This window comes from Kitasatospora sp. NPDC001547, from assembly GCF_042894165.1.
GTDB lineage: Bacteria > Actinomycetota > Actinomycetes > Streptomycetales > Streptomycetaceae > Kitasatospora.
This window is the reverse complement of sequence record NZ_JBIAVL010000035.1, coordinates 9,918-25,438: the sequence shown is the minus strand read 5'-3', so window position 1 is coordinate 25,438 and position 15,521 is coordinate 9,918. Positions and strand designations below refer to the sequence as shown.

Genomic DNA, 15,521 nt, shown 5'->3' with positions numbered 1-15,521 from the left:
GTCCGGCAGCCGGAACCGACTCGACGGACAGGACGCTAGGCCCCGGGCCCGAGGCCGCGCATCAGGGAGATCCCTTGCCTCGGGCGCAGGGTTCCTGGCAGTCCGTCATCGACCACCGCAGAAGGGGTGCGGGAGAAAGGGCGGGCGCCGTCGGCAGAGCCGTACGGGATCCGGCGCCGGCCGTCGCGGACCGGCGTCTGCCCAGCTGCTCTCGACCGCCCCCTTGGCCACCCCGATCGGCAGCCGCCTACTTCGGCGCGGCGACGAGACGCACGGCCAGGCCACCGAAGATCGTTCCACTGAGGACGTTCAACGCCCGAGCGGTGCGGGCGCTGCGGCGCAGCAGCGCGGCAAGTCGTCCGGCCAGCAGCCCGACCGACGTGTCGACGGCCAGGCCGATGAGGACCATCGTCAAGCCCAGGAGGAGGAACTGCACCGGGACATGCCCCATGGCCGGACGGACGAACTGTGGCAGGAATGCGATGTTGAACAAGATCACCTTCGGGTTCAGCAGGTTCGTCAGCATGCCCTGGCCGAAGGCACGCCACCGGCTGGGGCCCGCCGACCCGATGGTGCCTTCGTCCTCGCCGAGCGGGGCGCGGTCCCGGAAGGCCTTGACGGCGAGATACAGCAGATAGGCTGCCCCGACCCAACGCAATACGTGGTACAGCGTGGGGAAGGCCAGGAACAACGCGGAAAGCCCCAGCATCGCGGCGAAGACGTGGACGAGGGCGCCGCATCCGACGCCCAGCGCCGCGAGCACCCCCGCTCTCGGCCCCCCACGGCCGCCCATGGCCACGATGAACATCATGTCCGGCCCAGGTGATACGCACAGCATCAGAGCGGCGAGGAAGAAGGCGGCATACAGACTTGAGTCGATCATGGCCCTGATGTTCACTCACCGACTCAGTCTTTACAACTCTTTTGCCGGCTCGGCCAGTTACCCGAAGACGTCGATCGCCTCACCAGCACAGAGCGCCTCCAGGACAGGGAAACGGGCCCTGTCTGGCGACCTACGGCGTGCATTGCGGCTGGTGTCTGGGCCCGTTCTGCGTCAGGTCGGCGTGCGGAGCACGATGACGTTGTCGGACCCGATTCGAGCCTCGGGTGGCGGGTCACGGTGGTGGGTGGTGAGGACGGCAGCGGCGAGGGTGAGCCAGGTGATCTGCTGGCGGAGCTAACGGATCTCGGCGTTCTGGTCGGCGACGGTCTGCCTGAGCTTGACGACGGCCTCGCGCAGGCGTTTCTCGGTCTCAGGGGTCTGGGGGGGTCTCGTTGGCGAGGGCGACCAGGCCGCCGGGGCGGCGGGCGACGTGCCAGGCCAGGGGGCGGCGGAAGCGGCTGATGGTGATGGAGCCGTGCGGGTCGTCGGGGATGCTCTGCTTGGTCAGGTTCTTGGCGGCGGCCTCCTGGTTGACCCAGGTCGTGAAGTCCTTGATCCGGTGGTTCAGGGTGTCGGCCTTGAGGGCGCCGATGCGCTCCTGGCCGTAGTGGTAGGAGGAGCCGAGGAGGAGTTCGCCTTCGGGCACGATCCTCTCCAGGAGCCGGATGGCGTTGACGACCGGTGTGATCGCGACCCAGGGGACGGTTCGGATCTCGCCTGCGGAGACGTGGTTGCCGTCGCTATCGGTGACGTTCTTGAAGTGGTGGCTGCAAGATCAGGTGGCGCTCGGGTATGCCGTCGGCGGTGGGCTGCGGGTCGGGGCAACAGCCGGAGCGCAGGTTCTGGACCTCCTGGGGCCGCATGCCGGTGAGGTAGAGGCAGATCACCGCGGCGGCGGTACCGAGGTGGCGCATCAGGTGCGGTACCTCGTGGAAGTCGATGTGCTCGCGCCAGGGCCGGCCGTCGAGCGTCGCGCGGGCCGGGGTCGGAAGGGGGCAGGGGCCCGGAGCGCGTTCCACGAGAGGGGCGAGGCGGTGCTGGGCCGCGAACCGTTGGACCTGGCTGGTACTGGCGCCGGTCAGCGCGGCGACGTACTGGTGCGACAGGTACATCTTGTTCGCGCCGGCGCTGGAGGATAGGGCTTGGCCGGCGCGGGTCATCGGCAGCAGGTATCGCTCCAGTGCCGTCCAGGTGTCCGGGGCCGCCCGGTTCGAGGCGGCGCGCTGGGCCGGCGGTCTCGCTCGGCCGAGGCGGCCAGGATGTCGTCGGCGAAGTCGTCGACGAAGCGGATCGACCAGATCAGCAGCGGGCCCAGGACCTGCGGGTCCAGCGGCTCCGTGGCGTTCTCGCCGCTACCCCTGTCGGCGGCGGGGAGGGAGTCGTCCAACCCCTCCGTCTCCCAGGGCGGCTGCACGATGCCGATCGGGGCGACGCTGAGGCCGTCGAAGGCCCACAGGTCGGTGAGCCGGCCGCAGGCCAGCACCGCGCTGTTGCGGGTGATGTCGGCCAGCCGTTCGGCCAGATAGGCCCGCCACAGCTGCGCAGTGCAGGCGCCCAGATCGTCGATGCGGCGCTGGTGCAGCCACCGCGCCAGCCGCATCCACTCGTTGCAGGTGGCGTACGACTCGCTGGCCGAGGTGCGAGCGACCTCCGACGGCAGGTCCTGCAGCCCCAGCACCCCTTCGGAAGGCAGGGCACCCCACCCGTCGACGTCGGTTACCCACACCACTTGCCACTCGGCCAACCGACGCCTCCCTGACGCTTGAACTCACCAAATCATCAGGGAAGTCTCCTCCAGCAGCGCCGCCACCCGGTTCGTAGGGCCCAGGCCGGCTTGGTCGCGGACCGCGCCGTCTGCCGGTTGACCGTGAGCGCCGCACCATCCGCTCGCCGAGGGCGACACGCCGGCTACGCGCCACCCCTGCCCGGTCGTTGGGCTGCCTCGATCGGCAGGCGTCCGCCCCGTGCCCGTTGCCTTGTTCCGATGACGAGCCACGATTACCCACAGAGGATTCCCAGGTGGTCAGGAAGCCCCCCGTTCTGTACGACAGCGGCTTATTACGTGAGTGGGGGCCAAATCGGGACGACGCAGATCTGCTCTCCATGGACGTAGATGCAGACTTTATGGTGCCCGGAAGGCTGAGCCATCGGAGTCTCGTCCAGGCCATCGGAGGACATGTAGATCTTCGCATCGATCTCGAGTCGGCCGCGGTCGCCTGCCGCCCTCTTCTCGGACGCGATCGTGAGGATCCTTTCGATCAAGGTGCGACCGAAGAAGTCCGGAGTCTGGATGCACTCGAGGCTCTCGCGCAGGGCCTGCTCATGAGTCGCTCGGGATTCGGTCACGGTGCAACCTTTCGGGAGTGGCGCCCCTTCGCGGTTCAGAAACCCGGCAGAGCGCAGAGGGGGATGCTGAATGGACATCGCGTGTCCGGACGTAAGGACATCACCAGCGGTGCCCGCGTCACGCCGCCTACTCTTCGGCATCACGGGCCGCTCTGCCTTCCCGAGTGCTCCGTTCGAAGAGCTGGCCGGCGATGTTGTGATGCCAGTCGCAGAGGGTGGGGGATGTGCCGTCACCCGGGCTCCGCTCTACCGCGCGCTCGACTCCGGCGGCCGCAGCGGGAGGAAGGCTGGTGGTGGAGGATCCCATGAAGCCGATCGCGCGCCGGAGCGGCTCGTCGTTCCCGGTCGAGGTAAAGCACCTGACGCCAGCACAGCGACGGCTGTTGCTGGCGAAGGGGCCGGGCGGGCTGGAGTCGGCGGCGCTGTCGCTGGGCGAGCAGAGGCAGCCGCTGACGGGTGTCGGCGTGGAAGGAGATGTTCGCGACAGCGAACCGGCGCTGCCGGGCCGCAGGCGTGGAGCCGGCCTGCCACGCCCGCCTGCTGCGGCACACCTTCGCAGCGGCGACCTCGAAGCAACTGCAGCGCGGATACCTGGCGGTGCCGGCCGAGCAACACCCGCGCCCGTGCGAGCACTACACCCGGGTCTTCTGCGATCCGCTGGACTGGGTGCGCCGCAGCTCGAAGTCGCCACCGCGGTGATCCAGTGCTGGACTGGGCCGACGGCCGCGCCCGGCTCGCCGACCTGCGCACCCGGCTCGGCGAAGCGGTCTGGGCGGCCGCCCTGGCAGCGGTCACCGACGACGACCGCGCCGTGATCGCCCACCTCCTGCAAGGGGACTACGACCTGTGACTGCCCTGCCGGCCGAGCTCCCGCTCCTGCCTACGTGGAAGACCCCCGTCGTAGCGCCGGCGCTGGTCGTCGCGCCGGGCCACCCCTTCCTGTCGATCTACGCCGACGACGACGGGTCCCTCGCCCCGCTGATCGCCAACCCCGGCGCGGCCCGGGTGCGCATCGACTGGTCGCCCGTCCCGGCCGCCCTGCGCGAACAGATGCGGCTGGCCGCCTGGATGATGATCAACACGGAGCTCCCGGCGGGCGTTATGGTCGGCCACCCCGCCTGGCACTCCCGCCTGGGCCCGCACGGCGTCTACGACACCGTCCGCCGGTGGCACCGGTTCGCGCACTGGCTCACCGGCCAGGAGATCACCGACCTCGCCAGGTGCACGGCGGACACCTTCACCGCCTACGCCGCGCACCACGCGCGCCGGCCCGGGGCGACCCGGGGCGACGCCACCAAGGAACTGGTGGCGCTGACCCGGCTGTGGGCGTTCGACGCCGCGAGCGCCGCCCCGGCCGGACCGGCGATGCCGCCCTGGCAGCGGTACGGCGTCGACGACTACCTCCCGGCCGTGCCCGCCGTCGGCCGCGGCGAGAACAGCCGCGAGCCGCTCGCCGAAGACACCATCGGGCCGCTGCTGATCTGGGCCCTGCGCATGGTCGACGACTTCGCCGAGGACATCCTCACCGCCCGTCAGGAAGCCCAGGACCTGACCGAGCGGGCCGAGCGGACGGCAGGAACCCGAGAGTCGATGGCGCGCCTGGCCCGCTACCTGGACCGGCTCATCGAGCGCGGTGAGCCGGTACCCGCCCGGCGGCACAAGGGCGAGCACCAGGTCAGCGTCATCTACATCGCCGCCCAGGCCGGCTGCCCTCCCCGCCAGGTCAACAGCCACCTGGCCACCGACCGCCGCAAGGGCCTGCGCGACGACCTGCGCGCCCGCCCCGGCCGGTGCCCGCCGACCACTCCGGTGACCGGCACGGTCGGCGGCCGCCCCTGGGCCGACGCCCTCGACTTCACCGAGATCCCGCAGCTCATGCGGCACCTGACCATAGCCTGCTTCATCGTCCTGGCCTACCTGACCGGTATGCGGCCTGGGGAGGTGATGGCCCTGGAAAGCGGCTGCTGTCCCGAGCCGGACCCGCCGGGGCGGTACCTGATCCACGGCCGCGTCTTCAAAGGCGTCCTCGACCCGGACGGCAACCACCACTCCCCGGGCCAGGTCCGGGAAGTGCCGTGGGTGGCCATCGCCCCCGTCGTCAGCGCGATCCGCGTCCTCGAACGCATCGCACCCGACGGACTGCTCTTCGACACCGCCGCCCACACCATCCCGCGCGGCCGCGCCGCCACCGGCCGGGCCATCCACTTTCAGGCGATGCGCACCCGTATCGAGGACTTCGCCGTCTTCGCCTCCGACCTCGCCCGGCGCCTGGACCGCCACCATGAAGTGGTCCCCGCCGACCCGCACGGCGCGATCGGCACCGCCCGCTTCCGCCGCTCGCTGGCCTGGCACATCGCCCGCCGCCCCGGCGGCCTGGTCGCCCTGGCCGTCCAGTATGGGCACCTGCGCACCGCGGTCAGCGTCGGCTACGCGGCCCGCGGCCGCGACGGCATCCACGAACTCCTCGACATCGAGACCGCCCGGGCCACCGCCGACGCCCTCACCACCCTCAACGACGACCTCGCCACCGGAGCCGGCATCTCCGGTCCGGCGGCCCGCCGTGCCATCCACGCCGCTGCCCAGGCCCCAGCCTTCGCCGGCTCCGTACGCACCCACCGCCAGGCCCTCGACATCCTGAACAACCCGGCCCTGACCGTCCACGACAACCCTCAGGCGTTCCTGATGCGCGTCTACCAGCGCGACCGCGCGCTGTGCCACCGCACCGACATCACGGACGCTCCGCGTCTGGACCGCTGCCGGCCGCCGTGCGCGAACATCGCCCGCACCGACCGCCACGTCGACGACCTCGTCCGGCACGCCCAGCCCCTGGAGAAGCAGGCCGCCTCGCACGCGGTGCCCGGCCCGCTCGCGGACCGGCTCGCATCCCGTGCCGCCCGCCTCCGAGGCATGGCCGACCACCACGAACACAACCGCATCAGCCTCCAGGAGCCGACACCGTGAGCCCTTTTCCAGACGAACGCGCGACCGAATCCGCGCCGCCATTGACCGCATCCTGAGCCAGACACCGGAGCACTCCGACGGCGCGCTGACCATCGTCGCCCTCGCGCGCGAAGCTGGTGTACCGCGCAAGGCGCTCATCCAGCGGCACACCGACCTGAAGAACGAGTTCTACGAGAGGATCCGCACCCTCGGTGGCACCCCAGACAGCGAGCAGCGCCTGCGCAAACAGGTCCGCCGTCTCAAGGAACTCCGGGCCGCCGACGCTGAGGAGATCGCCCAGCTCAAGGCGGATGTCGAAGCCCTCGTCGGCGTCCTGCACCAGGTGACGGCCGAGAACCAGCTCCTGCGTCGGCAGGGGCAGAACGCACCACCGCGCTTCGCGCATTGCCTGCCCAACCGGGGCCGTCGGCCTAATCTTCCCAGACGGTATCTCCGGCCGAGTCGTCCACTTTTACGGTAAGAAAGAGAGCCAGCACTGCAGAACTATTCTCCGTCGAATGCCTTTCCATCGGCTCAATAACAAGGAGATCGCCAGCCTTCACGTTGACAACTCCCGACCCGAATTGATAGCGACACTCGCCCTCCAGGAAGAAGATGTACTCCGTTTGCCGCCTGTGGTAATGAACGGGAACCATTTCCCCAGGTGCGATCCTTGTCAGTTGAACCTGCGTTGCCCCGTCGCGCGATGCCTCAAAGGGAAGAAGAATCTCGCGCGCATAACCGCGCTCTTCGGTCCAAGCGTCAGAGATTCGAACGTGCTTCATTTCATGCCACCCATGCATATACCGTGAGATAGACAAACACGACGCATGCCGCCATGTGGCACGCGAAGGCGACGAAGGTTGAGCTCACCTTGAACTTCGGGGGGTATTTGGCATCGAGCTCGCGCGGCGTCGTCGGAAGCTCCTCCTGGTCAGGATTGAATTCCTCAAGGGCTCGCTCAAGAGTCTTCATGAGCGCTCGGGCACGCCAGACGTTCAATGAGATAGCGATCACGAAAGACGTCACAAGCAAAAGCACTAGACGTTGAGCAAGGCGCCCCTCAGGAGACAGCTCAGAAACATCCTTGATCGACTTCCCAAAGCCTGCAAACAAGGCAGCAAGGACCGTCAAGATAACTCCCCACTGCCAAATATACCCCTCCCATTTTCGACGGTTCTCGTGAGCCTGCTTATACCTCTCAATGATCATCGGATCATCTTCCGCGGCAGACACTCCGGCCTCCTACTGGCGGCGCAGCTTTCGGAACTCAATCGATTTCTGGGTACGACCCCAACTCGGTGAAGCGCACTCGGAAAGTACCGGAAGTAGAGGTCCGTCTCACGGACGAACCGCCGGAGAGTGCGTCGCCACGACCTCCGGCTCAGCTCGGCACCCATCACGCAGGGTGCCGATGACATTGCCAGCAGCCGCCATCCTCTACACGCCCAACTTGACAGAGAAGCTGCCGGTGAGCAGGCCCCTCAGCGCGTCGGCGCTGAGTACGTCGTCGCGGTCGAAGGCCGCGGCCAGGGTGGCCTTGCCCGACCCTGAGCAGCCGATGGTCAGGACCGGGACCGGAAAGGCCGGGGAAGTGATATCGCGCCCATCATGACAGGTCAGAGGATGTTTTCGTAGGAGGAACAGCACATGCGACCTGCCTTGTTCGACTCTCTCCGGGGCGCCCAGAATCTCCGTTATGAATCACTCGGGGAAGGTCGATCAGGACGACATCATGCGAGCACGGAATGTGCTGCTTGCGTCGGGACGCCGCACGCCACGCGAGGAAGTTGACGCCTACCGGGTGCTCTCCCAGGTCAGCCCCGCCGCGTACCTTCCTCGCTTGGCAAGAGCTCTGCAAGATCTGAGCTACGACACCGGCGCTGGCAAGTGGCATCTGTCCGCGCTCGCGCTGTGCGAGGAGGCGGTGGCCGCTGCGCGGTGCATCGACCGGGCCGAGCCTGCCCGGGCCAGTGTTCTGTACCAGGCCCTCGACTCGTGCCAGCGACAGCTGTATATGGCGGGCCGACGCGCCGAAGGACTTACCATGCGCGCCGAGATGCTCACCATCGGCCGCGCACAAGCCGAAGTGTCCGCAGACCCCGTAGTCAAAGGGCTGCGTGAGTGGGCTACCGGACTGTCCGAAGAAGGCCGGTATGCCGAGGCCGCTGATGCCATGACCGAGCTGGTCACAGCGATCCTGCCCGATGGACCTGCCAGCGGGGCGCTTGCCTGGTCACTTTTGGAATGGATCGCCGCTCTCCACGACGCTGGCCGGCCCAGCGAAGCACTCACCGCATTCGAGAAACTCGTCAACATGGAAGCCGCCGAAGCCGCGAACGATCGCGGCCCGATGGCCTGCCATCTCTACTCGCTCATCGGGTACGCGCAGATGCTCGACACCCACGGCCGAAGCCAGCAGGCGGCCCTCGCGCGGCAAGAAGCACTCGCCTTGCTGACCGAGTTGGCCGACACCGGTGAGCGGAAGTCCTGGAGCGGCTATCAAGCATCCTTCTGGGCGGTACTGCTGACCATCTCCAGTGCCGAAAGCGACCGGCCTGCGCCCGATGAACCACGTCCGCCTTCGGGAGCCGCACCCATGCAGTGGTCGCCTGATGTCACGCGACGCTACTTCGGCAGCCTTCAAGCCCTCCGTGAAGAGGTGGACAGCCTTGCTGCGCGAGCCATCGAGGATCCGGACCGGCATCTCGGCGAACTGGTCCGGCTGCATCGGGTCCTCACCGTCCGCTCCGCCGTGTACTGGGAGAACCGCACTCATCGGTTCGCGGAGCGGGTGCGCTCCTTGTTCGACGACGGAGTGGGTCTGGCCGGTCGGCTGTCTCAGCACGATCCGGCAGGCGGAACACGAACACTGGCCAGAATCCTGATCGACCGATCCACCTTCCACACCGCCGCCCGCGAGTTCGGGCCCGCTCTCGACGACTTCCGCCAAGCCCTGAACTGCCTGGGGGAGGCCAACTAACCCGAGCCGGACGACGTCCGCCGTGAGACCGCTCGCGCCAGATCGAGGAAATCGGTCGTTCCGCAACTTCCAATGGCCTGGGTTACCAGCATCGGGCAGGCCGAACTCGGTGTCGGTCCGCGCCGTGGCCGTCGCCGCGGCGCTCACCGCTGCGCCCGTACGGGCGGCCGGGTTGGACCGGGTGGAGGCGTAGGAGCGCGGGTAGTCGGTGCCCTCCAGCGGCAGGCCCACGGCGGCTACCGCCAGCGCGAGGTCCAGCACGTTGGCGACGGCCCCGGGCTTGAGGCCCTGGATGAGGCGGCCGTCGAGGTCGGTGCTCGCGGTGGCGAGGCCGTTGGTGGCCTTGGCCAGGTGCCGGTAGGCGTCCGCCCGGCGACGTGGGGGCCCGACGAACGGGCGAGGAGGCCTGGGCCCCGGCGGCACGCTGTCGTCCCGCTCCCCCCGCCCCAACGCCGCGCACCCCGCCGTGGGCGCCGACCGAGGAACGGCCCGACACCCTCGCGCGACAGCTTGTCCTCATCGCCCGGCACGCCGTGTGCACGGAGCCGTGGCACAAACTCCTCGACGGCCTGGACGCCGGGGCACTGCAGCAAGCTTCGGCGGACGCGCGGGCCCGCGGCGCCGAGCCGGCGGTCGCGGTCACCTCCCGGGTCCGGGCCGCATTCGCGCCCTCGCGCGCTGGGACCAGGCGCTCGGCGAACTCCACGACGCGCTGACCGAGACGGCCGGGGAGGCCGGGATGTACGACCGGGCGCGCGAGGCCGGCCGGGCCGACGAAATCCGGCTCCGCAAGGCCTGGGCGCGCCTGGCCGAGGCCGTACTGCGCCACCACCACGGCGGTGGCCCCTCCCCGGAGACGACCCGGGTGTGGTGAGGCAGCCCACCGACCACGCCGCCCCCGACCAAGCCGTGCCGGTACGGCGCGGCCAGGGTTACACCCTGCGCGTCACCGCCGACTCCTCGCCTGCTGCCAGCCGCTCGACGGCACCCCGGGCTTCCCAGCGGTCCCGGCCAGCGCAAGGCCCGCCGCGAGTACGACAGCCGCGTCGCCATGCGGGTGATTCTGGCCGCTCCGGCCCGATACGGCAGCTGAGCCATGTCACCCTCGGGCTATGGCACAAGAGTTCACCAAAGAGGATGTACGGGTCCGTTGGCCGGCGGCAGCCCGGAAAGCGGAGATGATCGAGGGTGCCCTGGTCTTCAGGGCTGACCATGCCTGGAGCGAAGTGAATGCCGAAACTGCCCGCCGAACGTATCCGGGGCATCTCATCGAGGTGATCGGCGGAGACCTGGTGGTCTGGCCTGCGGCCGGTAGGACATTCGATCTCTAATCACAGCTCAGCTTCCCCGCTCCCCTTGGGAGAGCGAGCGGGAAGCTTGTCTTACGGCCGCCCGCTGACCGGCCAGTGGGCCGAGCATCTGCGCGAACAGGTGCCGGAACGACGGCGGGGATCTCTGCTCATCCTCCGGATATTCTCCCCGCACGTTCGCATGGTCGAGAACGAAGAAACAGGTAGCGCCATACCGGCCAAGCTGACCCGGCACTGGCTGGTGGTGGCCGGCACACCCTCGGGGTGCCGGCCACCACCAGTTCAGATGGCATTCGCCGCGGCCTCGGCGGCGTGCCGCGCCGCACTCTGGGATGCGCTTCGGCTCTCGAGCGCCGCTATGCGTGCCCGGAGGCCGCCGCCGCCAACCTATGGGCCGAACGCCTGCTCAACGGCTACAAGCGGGTCAAGCAAGAGAACGCCCGGCCCGCTCGCTGAGCCCCCAGGGGCCGGCACATCTGAATGTGTGCCGGTCCCGCGTGTCAGCGTGTTCCCACTCCTGGCTGCGCCCCGCGGCGGGCCGCAGAGTGAAGGCGCTATCCGGGTACCTGGTAGGTCTGGTAGGCGTAGTGGCCCGAGCTTCGCAAGTACCAGTAGTTGCCGTAGCTGTTGATGCAGTAGGAGATGATGAAGACCGATCCGCCGCCATAAAAGGCAACCGAACTGCTTCCGTAGGGCTGAGTGTGCCATGGTGTGTTTGAAGCGAACTCCATGTAATGGTTCCACTCCCAGCAACCCGTTGCAGCGACTGCCGGCCTTGCATCCTGCGCTCGATGCGGCGCGGCCGCGGCGGGCACAGCCAAGGCCCCTGCCATCAGCCCGATCCCGATCACAGCGCTGGTTAGAGTGCGACGAACTGTCTTCACAGCCCTCCCTCTCCCGTGCATCAGACATGGCGAACTGGCCTGGTACGCAGTGTAGTTGACTGGACACCAGTAGGAACAGGGGGCGAGCTGCTCGGCCGTAATCGTTCTCAGCCGGGAACTCCCGCGGGGCCGGGACACCCTTGGGTGTGCCGGCCCCGCGCGTGTAGGGAACGCCGCCATGGGACCGTCGAGGCCGACCGACACAATTCATCGCCCTGTGGAAACACCCTCTGCTGCCCTTTCTGTCCCTGGTTTCGTGGGTGGTGGGTGGGCGGTGGTGGTGTCCAGGGGTCGCTGCGCCTAGCGCGGGCTTCTTCCTTCTCTCACGTCCGGCGGCTGACGACGGGCGGGCCCCGGTGGAGCCCCGCCGCGGTGGTGCGGTGGTCAGAGGGAGGCGTTGATCGCGGTGCCGGTGTGGTTGCCGGGCACGGCGGTGAGGTCGAGGTACTCGGGGGCGGACCAGGTGCCGTCGCCGTGACGGGCGGTCAGCACGATCCTGTTCTCGGTGGTGGTGACGGCGAACCGGGCGTCGGTGTCGACGGGGGCGGCGCTGACGCTGGTCCCGGTGGCGTCGGCGAGGAGCCTGAACGGCTGCCAATTGCCGTCAGCGTAGCGCACGGTGTGGTACTGCCCGCCGCTCGTGACGATTGCGAGGTTGAGGTCCGTGCCCTGGGGGGTGACGGCGACGCCGGTCACCGGCGGGGTGGCCCCGGCGGCCCCGGCGACCCACCCCCAGGAGGACCAGACCCCGGAGGCGAAGCGACGGGCGTGGTAGACCTTCCCTCCGGACACGGCGGCGATGTGCAGCTCCCCGCCGCGGACGCCGGCGGCGGCGAGGGACGTGATGCCGTTGAGCGGCCCGGTCTCGTCGGTGACCACGCCGAAGACGCTCCACTGGCCGTTCGCGGGGCGGCGGCTGTGCAGAAGCCGGCCGTTCGCCACGACGACGATGTGCAGGTCGCCGCCGACGTTGGCGATGGAGAGCTGGGTGACGGTGCCGAGGTCGGCGACGGTGGTGTCGAGGTCGACGAACTTCTGGCCCCAGCCACCGTCCAGGTTGTGGACAGCGTAGTGCAGGTGCCCGTCACCGCCGAGCGCGAGGACGTGGGTGTCGCCGTCGATGCCGACCGAGGAGACGGCGCGCACGCCGCCGATGTTCCCGGCCGCCGCCTGGACGTCCTGGTACGGCGTCCACGTGCCGTCGTAGAGGCGGGTCGCGAGGTACAGGTCGGCGTCGGCGGGCACCAGGGCCTGGGTCTTCCAGTCCCACGCCCTGGCGCGGGTCTGCTGCACCCAGTCGTGGACGTCGTCGACCCGGGTGCCGGTCGCGCCGGTGCGGGTCTCGGTGGCGGGAGTGCCCAGGCAGCCGCCCTGCCAGGACCGGGAGGCGATCGCCACGAGCTCGGCCCGGCCGCCGCTCTCGCGGATGACGGGGCGCCGGTGTCGCCCTTGCAGATCGCCGCGCCGTTCGTGCCGGTGGTGGTGATGCCCGTCGCGTTCACGATGTCGAGCGAGAACGTGCCGGTGTGCAGCTGGAGCGGCGCCCACTCGTCCTTGGTGCGCCCGTACCCGGGTACCCGCAGCGTCTCCCCGGCGACGGGGGCGGTGGAGGCGGCCGTGATCGGGGCGATGCCGTCGACGGGCACCGCGAGGCGGGCCATGACCAGGTCACGGCCCTGGTACGGCACCAGCTCGGCGACCTCGGACGTCTTGCCGCCGGAGGTGGCCAGGTCGGTGCGGCCGACGATGACGGTGGTCCTGAGCGCGGGCGGGCCGGCGGCCGGGGCCTGCGGCTGCGCCGGGTCGTCGGCGAAGCAGGAGGCCCCGGTGAGCACCCAGTTGCGGTCCACCAGTGCGCCGCTGCAGGCGCGCCTGCCGTCGCCGATCGCCAGGCGGGCGGTGTAGGCGTAGGAACCGTCGGCGGCGGCGTCGCCGACCACGGCGCCGGCCGGGACGCAGATGCCCAGTGCGCCGACGGCGGTGGCCGCGGCGAGTACGCCGGTGTGCCAGGAGCGGGACGGGGTCTTACGGGGCATGGGATTCCTCTCCGGGCCGGTTCCGGGCCCGGGTCGCTTCCGGGTTCCGGGCTCGGGTTCTGGGTCGTTCTCGGGGGTCAGTACGAGAAGGCCCACTTCTGGGTGGGGAGGTCGTAGAAGGTCCACTGCTGGGCGCGGGCGCCGTCGGTCTTGAGCGAGTCGTCGATCTCCAGGGCCTTGCCGCTGTTGCGGTTCTTGAGGGCGTAGCCGCCGGGGGCCTTGACGAGGTCCCACTTCTGGGTGGGGAGGCCGTGGAAGGTCCACTGCTGGGCGGGGGCGCCGTCGGCCAGGAGGGAGTTCTCGATTTCCAGGGCTTTGCCGCTGTTGGCGTTGCGCACCTCCCAGGCGTCGTCGGCCCAGTGGAAGGTCCAGCGGGCGGTGGGCAGGCCGTGGCAGGTCCACTGTTGGGCGCGGGCGCCGTCGGTCAGGAGGGAGTCGTCGATCTCCAGGCACTTGCCGCTGTTGGTGTTGACGAGCGGGGTCGTCCAGTCGAGGGCGGCGGTCTGCTGGATCCAGTCGCCGAGGTCGTCGGTGCGGGTCTCGTAGGCGCCGGTGCGGGTGGTCTCGGTGGAGCCGAGGCAGCCGTTCTGCCAGGAGCGGCTGTTGACGGCGGCGAGCTCGTAGCGGTCGCCGACTTTGCGCAGGGCGGGGCCGCCGGTGTCGCCCTTGCAGAGGGCGGCGTCCGCAGGGGTCTTGGCGGCGATGGCGAGGCCGGTCGGCTGGACGGTGCCGACGGTGAAGGCGGCGCTGTGGAGCTTGTCGGGCACCCACTCGGCCTTGGTGCGGCCGTAGCCCGTCACCCGCAGTTCCTCGCCCGGGGTGGGGGCGGTGGTGGACACGGCGAGCGGGTCGACGTCGATGACGGGGTTGACCAGGCGCAGCATGACCAGGTCGCGGTCGGTGCGGGGGATCAGTTCGACGACGTCCCGGACCTGGCCGGTGGTGGTGGTGAGGTCGGTGCGGCCGATGGTGACGGTGGTTCTGAGCGCGGGTGGGCCGGTGGGGACGGTCGTCGGTTGGGCGGGGTCGTCGGCGAAGCAGGAGGAGGCGGTGACGACCCAGAACGGGTCGACCAGGGCGCCGGTGCAGGCGCGCCTGCCGTCGCCGATGTCCAGTTTGGCGGTGAAGGTGTAGGAGTCGGCGGGCGCGGTGTCGCCGCTGACGGCGGGTGCGGGCGTGCCGGTCAGGAGGGCGGTGGCGAGGGCGGTGGCGGTGAGGGTTCCGGCCGTCCGTGCGGTGCGCGGGTGCGGGCGTGGGTGAGGCATGGGAGTGGTTCTCCGTTCCTGGACCTGGACCTGGGCCTGGTGGTGTCTCGGGCCGGTGCGTCGCGGTGCGGTCGGCCGGGTGCGCTGGAGCGGTCGCGGTCAGCCCGTCGTGGGGATCTGGCCGACGACGGACCAGCCGGACCAGGCCCCGTCGGCGGCCTTGGTGGCGTGGGCCATGACGCCGTCGGTGCCCTGGCCGAAGACCTCGGCGGTCCTGGTGTCCGGGTTGTAGACCACGGCGGGGGAGCCGCGGAACTTCCAGCTGCCGGTCATGGTCCACGGGCTCCAGCCGGTGGTGTGGCTCCAGGTCGCCCGGTACATGGAGGCGTCGGTGCCGGTGGCGAAGAGTTCGAGGGTGTTGGTGACGGGGTTGTGGAGGACGGCCGGGACGCCGGTGAACTGACCTGAGGGGTTGAGAGCGAACCAGCCGTGCCAGCCGGCGCCGTCGGTGTTGTAGAGATGGGCCATGGTGCCGTCGGTACGCAGAGCGAAGACCTCGGCGGTCCTGGTGTCCGGGTTGTACACGGTGGTGGGGGTGCCGCTGAACTTCCAGTCGCCGGTCATGGTCCACGGGCTCCAGCCGGTGGCGCGGCTCCACGTTGCGCGGTACATGGAGGCGTCGGTGCCGGTGGCGAACACGTCGAGGGTGTTGGTGACGGGGTTGTGGAGGACGGCGGGGACGCCGGTGAACTGACCTGAGGGGTTGAGAGCGAACCAGCCGTGCCAGCCGGCGCCGTCGGTGTTGTAGAGGTGGGCCATGGTGCCGTCGGTGCGCAGGGCGAAGACCTCGGCGGTCCTGGTGTCCGGGTTGTACACGGTGGTGGGGGTGCCGCTGAACTTCCAGTCGCCGGTCATGGTCCACGGGCTCCAGCCG

Annotated in this window: 17 protein-coding genes and 1 pseudogene; 7 read left to right on the top strand and 11 right to left on the bottom strand. The window is 69.7% G+C overall.

Features of this window, described 5'->3' with window-relative positions:
• Nucleotides 1–247: 247 nt before the first annotated feature.
• From ACFY0X_RS34910 to ACFY0X_RS34895, 4 genes are all read right to left on the bottom strand, one after another.
• Nucleotides 248–883, bottom strand: a complete 636-nt coding sequence (locus tag ACFY0X_RS34910) for a LysE family translocator (RefSeq protein ID WP_387760540.1) — start codon at nt 881–883, stop codon at nt 248–250.
• Between the two features lie 370 nt (nt 884–1,253).
• Nucleotides 1,254–1,529: a hypothetical protein gene (locus ACFY0X_RS34905; RefSeq protein ID WP_387760539.1), complete on the bottom strand. Its 276-nt coding sequence runs from the start codon at nt 1,527–1,529 to the stop codon at nt 1,254–1,256.
• Nucleotides 1,530–1,623: 94 nt separating this feature from the next.
• Nucleotides 1,624–1,995, bottom strand: a complete 372-nt coding sequence (locus ACFY0X_RS34900) for a hypothetical protein (protein ID WP_387760538.1) — start codon at nt 1,993–1,995, stop codon at nt 1,624–1,626.
• Nucleotides 1,996–2,039: 44 nt separating this feature from the next.
• Nucleotides 2,040–2,627, bottom strand: coding sequence for a hypothetical protein (locus ACFY0X_RS34895; protein ID WP_387760537.1), 588 nt, complete (start codon nt 2,625–2,627; stop codon nt 2,040–2,042).
• 1,076 nt (nt 2,628–3,703) lie between these two features.
• Between ACFY0X_RS34895 and ACFY0X_RS34890 the strand changes: the two genes are divergently transcribed.
• Genes ACFY0X_RS34890 through ACFY0X_RS34880 form a run of 3 tightly spaced genes read left to right on the top strand, consistent with a single transcriptional unit; the run spans nt 3,704 to nt 6,190 of the window.
• Nucleotides 3,704–3,928 (top strand): hypothetical protein, encoded by a 225-nt coding sequence (locus tag ACFY0X_RS34890; RefSeq protein ID WP_387760536.1) that lies wholly within the window; start codon nt 3,704–3,706, stop codon nt 3,926–3,928.
• 4 nt (nt 3,929–3,932) lie between these two features.
• Nucleotides 3,933–4,079: a hypothetical protein gene (locus ACFY0X_RS34885; RefSeq protein WP_387760535.1), complete on the top strand. Its 147-nt coding sequence runs from the start codon at nt 3,933–3,935 to the stop codon at nt 4,077–4,079.
• On the top strand, nt 4,076–6,190 hold the full coding sequence (locus tag ACFY0X_RS34880) for an integrase (protein ID WP_387760534.1): 2,115 nt from the start codon (nt 4,076–4,078) through the stop codon (nt 6,188–6,190). Before ACFY0X_RS34885 ends, ACFY0X_RS34880 begins: the two co-directional genes overlap by 4 nt.
• On the opposite strand, the gene ACFY0X_RS34875 is transcribed toward ACFY0X_RS34880, so the two are convergent.
• From ACFY0X_RS34875 to ACFY0X_RS34865, 3 genes are read right to left on the bottom strand one after another with little or no spacing between them, the layout of a single operon-like run.
• On the bottom strand, nt 6,165–6,575 hold the full coding sequence (locus tag ACFY0X_RS34875; protein WP_387760533.1) for a hypothetical protein: 411 nt from the start codon (nt 6,573–6,575) through the stop codon (nt 6,165–6,167). The two genes, ACFY0X_RS34880 and ACFY0X_RS34875, sit on opposite strands and share 26 nt — an antisense overlap.
• 25 nt (nt 6,576–6,600) lie before the next feature.
• Nucleotides 6,601–6,954 carry a cupin domain-containing protein gene (locus ACFY0X_RS34870; RefSeq protein ID WP_387760532.1) on the bottom strand — a complete coding sequence of 118 codons (354 nt, stop codon included), beginning with the start codon at nt 6,952–6,954 and terminating at the stop codon, nt 6,601–6,603.
• Nucleotide 6,955: 1 nt separating this feature from the next.
• Complete coding sequence (locus ACFY0X_RS34865; RefSeq protein ID WP_387760531.1) at nt 6,956–7,405, bottom strand: hypothetical protein; 450 nt, start codon at nt 7,403–7,405, stop codon at nt 6,956–6,958.
• 463 nt (nt 7,406–7,868) lie between these two features.
• Between ACFY0X_RS34865 and ACFY0X_RS34860 the strand changes: the two genes are divergently transcribed.
• The 4 genes from ACFY0X_RS34860 (at nt 7,869) to ACFY0X_RS34845 (ending at nt 10,918) form a co-directional block, all read left to right on the top strand.
• Nucleotides 7,869–9,152: a hypothetical protein gene (locus tag ACFY0X_RS34860; protein ID WP_387760530.1), complete on the top strand. Its 1,284-nt coding sequence runs from the start codon at nt 7,869–7,871 to the stop codon at nt 9,150–9,152.
• A 739-nt stretch (nt 9,153–9,891) separates the two neighbouring features.
• Nucleotides 9,892–10,026 carry a hypothetical protein gene (locus tag ACFY0X_RS34855; protein WP_387760529.1) on the top strand — a complete coding sequence of 45 codons (135 nt, stop codon included), beginning with the start codon at nt 9,892–9,894 and terminating at the stop codon, nt 10,024–10,026.
• Nucleotides 10,027–10,264: 238 nt separating this feature from the next.
• Nucleotides 10,265–10,483, top strand: a complete 219-nt coding sequence (locus ACFY0X_RS34850) for a hypothetical protein (RefSeq protein ID WP_387760528.1) — start codon at nt 10,265–10,267, stop codon at nt 10,481–10,483.
• 243 nt (nt 10,484–10,726) lie between these two features.
• Nucleotides 10,727–10,918, top strand: coding sequence for a hypothetical protein (locus ACFY0X_RS34845; protein ID WP_387760527.1), 192 nt, complete (start codon nt 10,727–10,729; stop codon nt 10,916–10,918).
• 812 nt (nt 10,919–11,730) lie between these two features.
• Here ACFY0X_RS34845 and ACFY0X_RS34840 read toward each other — a convergent pair.
• The 4 genes and pseudogenes from ACFY0X_RS34840 to ACFY0X_RS34825 form a co-directional block, all read right to left on the bottom strand.
• On the bottom strand, nt 11,731–12,744 hold the full coding sequence (locus tag ACFY0X_RS34840) for a hypothetical protein (protein ID WP_387760526.1): 1,014 nt from the start codon (nt 12,742–12,744) through the stop codon (nt 11,731–11,733).
• A gap of 53 nt (nt 12,745–12,797) precedes the next feature.
• Nucleotides 12,798–13,382, bottom strand: a pseudogene (locus ACFY0X_RS34835) (trypsin-like serine protease); the annotation flags it as partial.
• 77 nt (nt 13,383–13,459) lie between these two features.
• A complete protein-coding gene (locus tag ACFY0X_RS34830; RefSeq protein WP_387760525.1) occupies nt 13,460–14,647 on the bottom strand; it encodes an RICIN domain-containing protein in 1,188 nt (395 codons plus the stop codon).
• A gap of 99 nt (nt 14,648–14,746) precedes the next feature.
• Nucleotides 14,747–15,521, bottom strand: a 775-nt coding sequence (locus tag ACFY0X_RS34825) for a hypothetical protein (RefSeq protein ID WP_387760524.1), incomplete at its 5' end; no start/stop codon positions are given.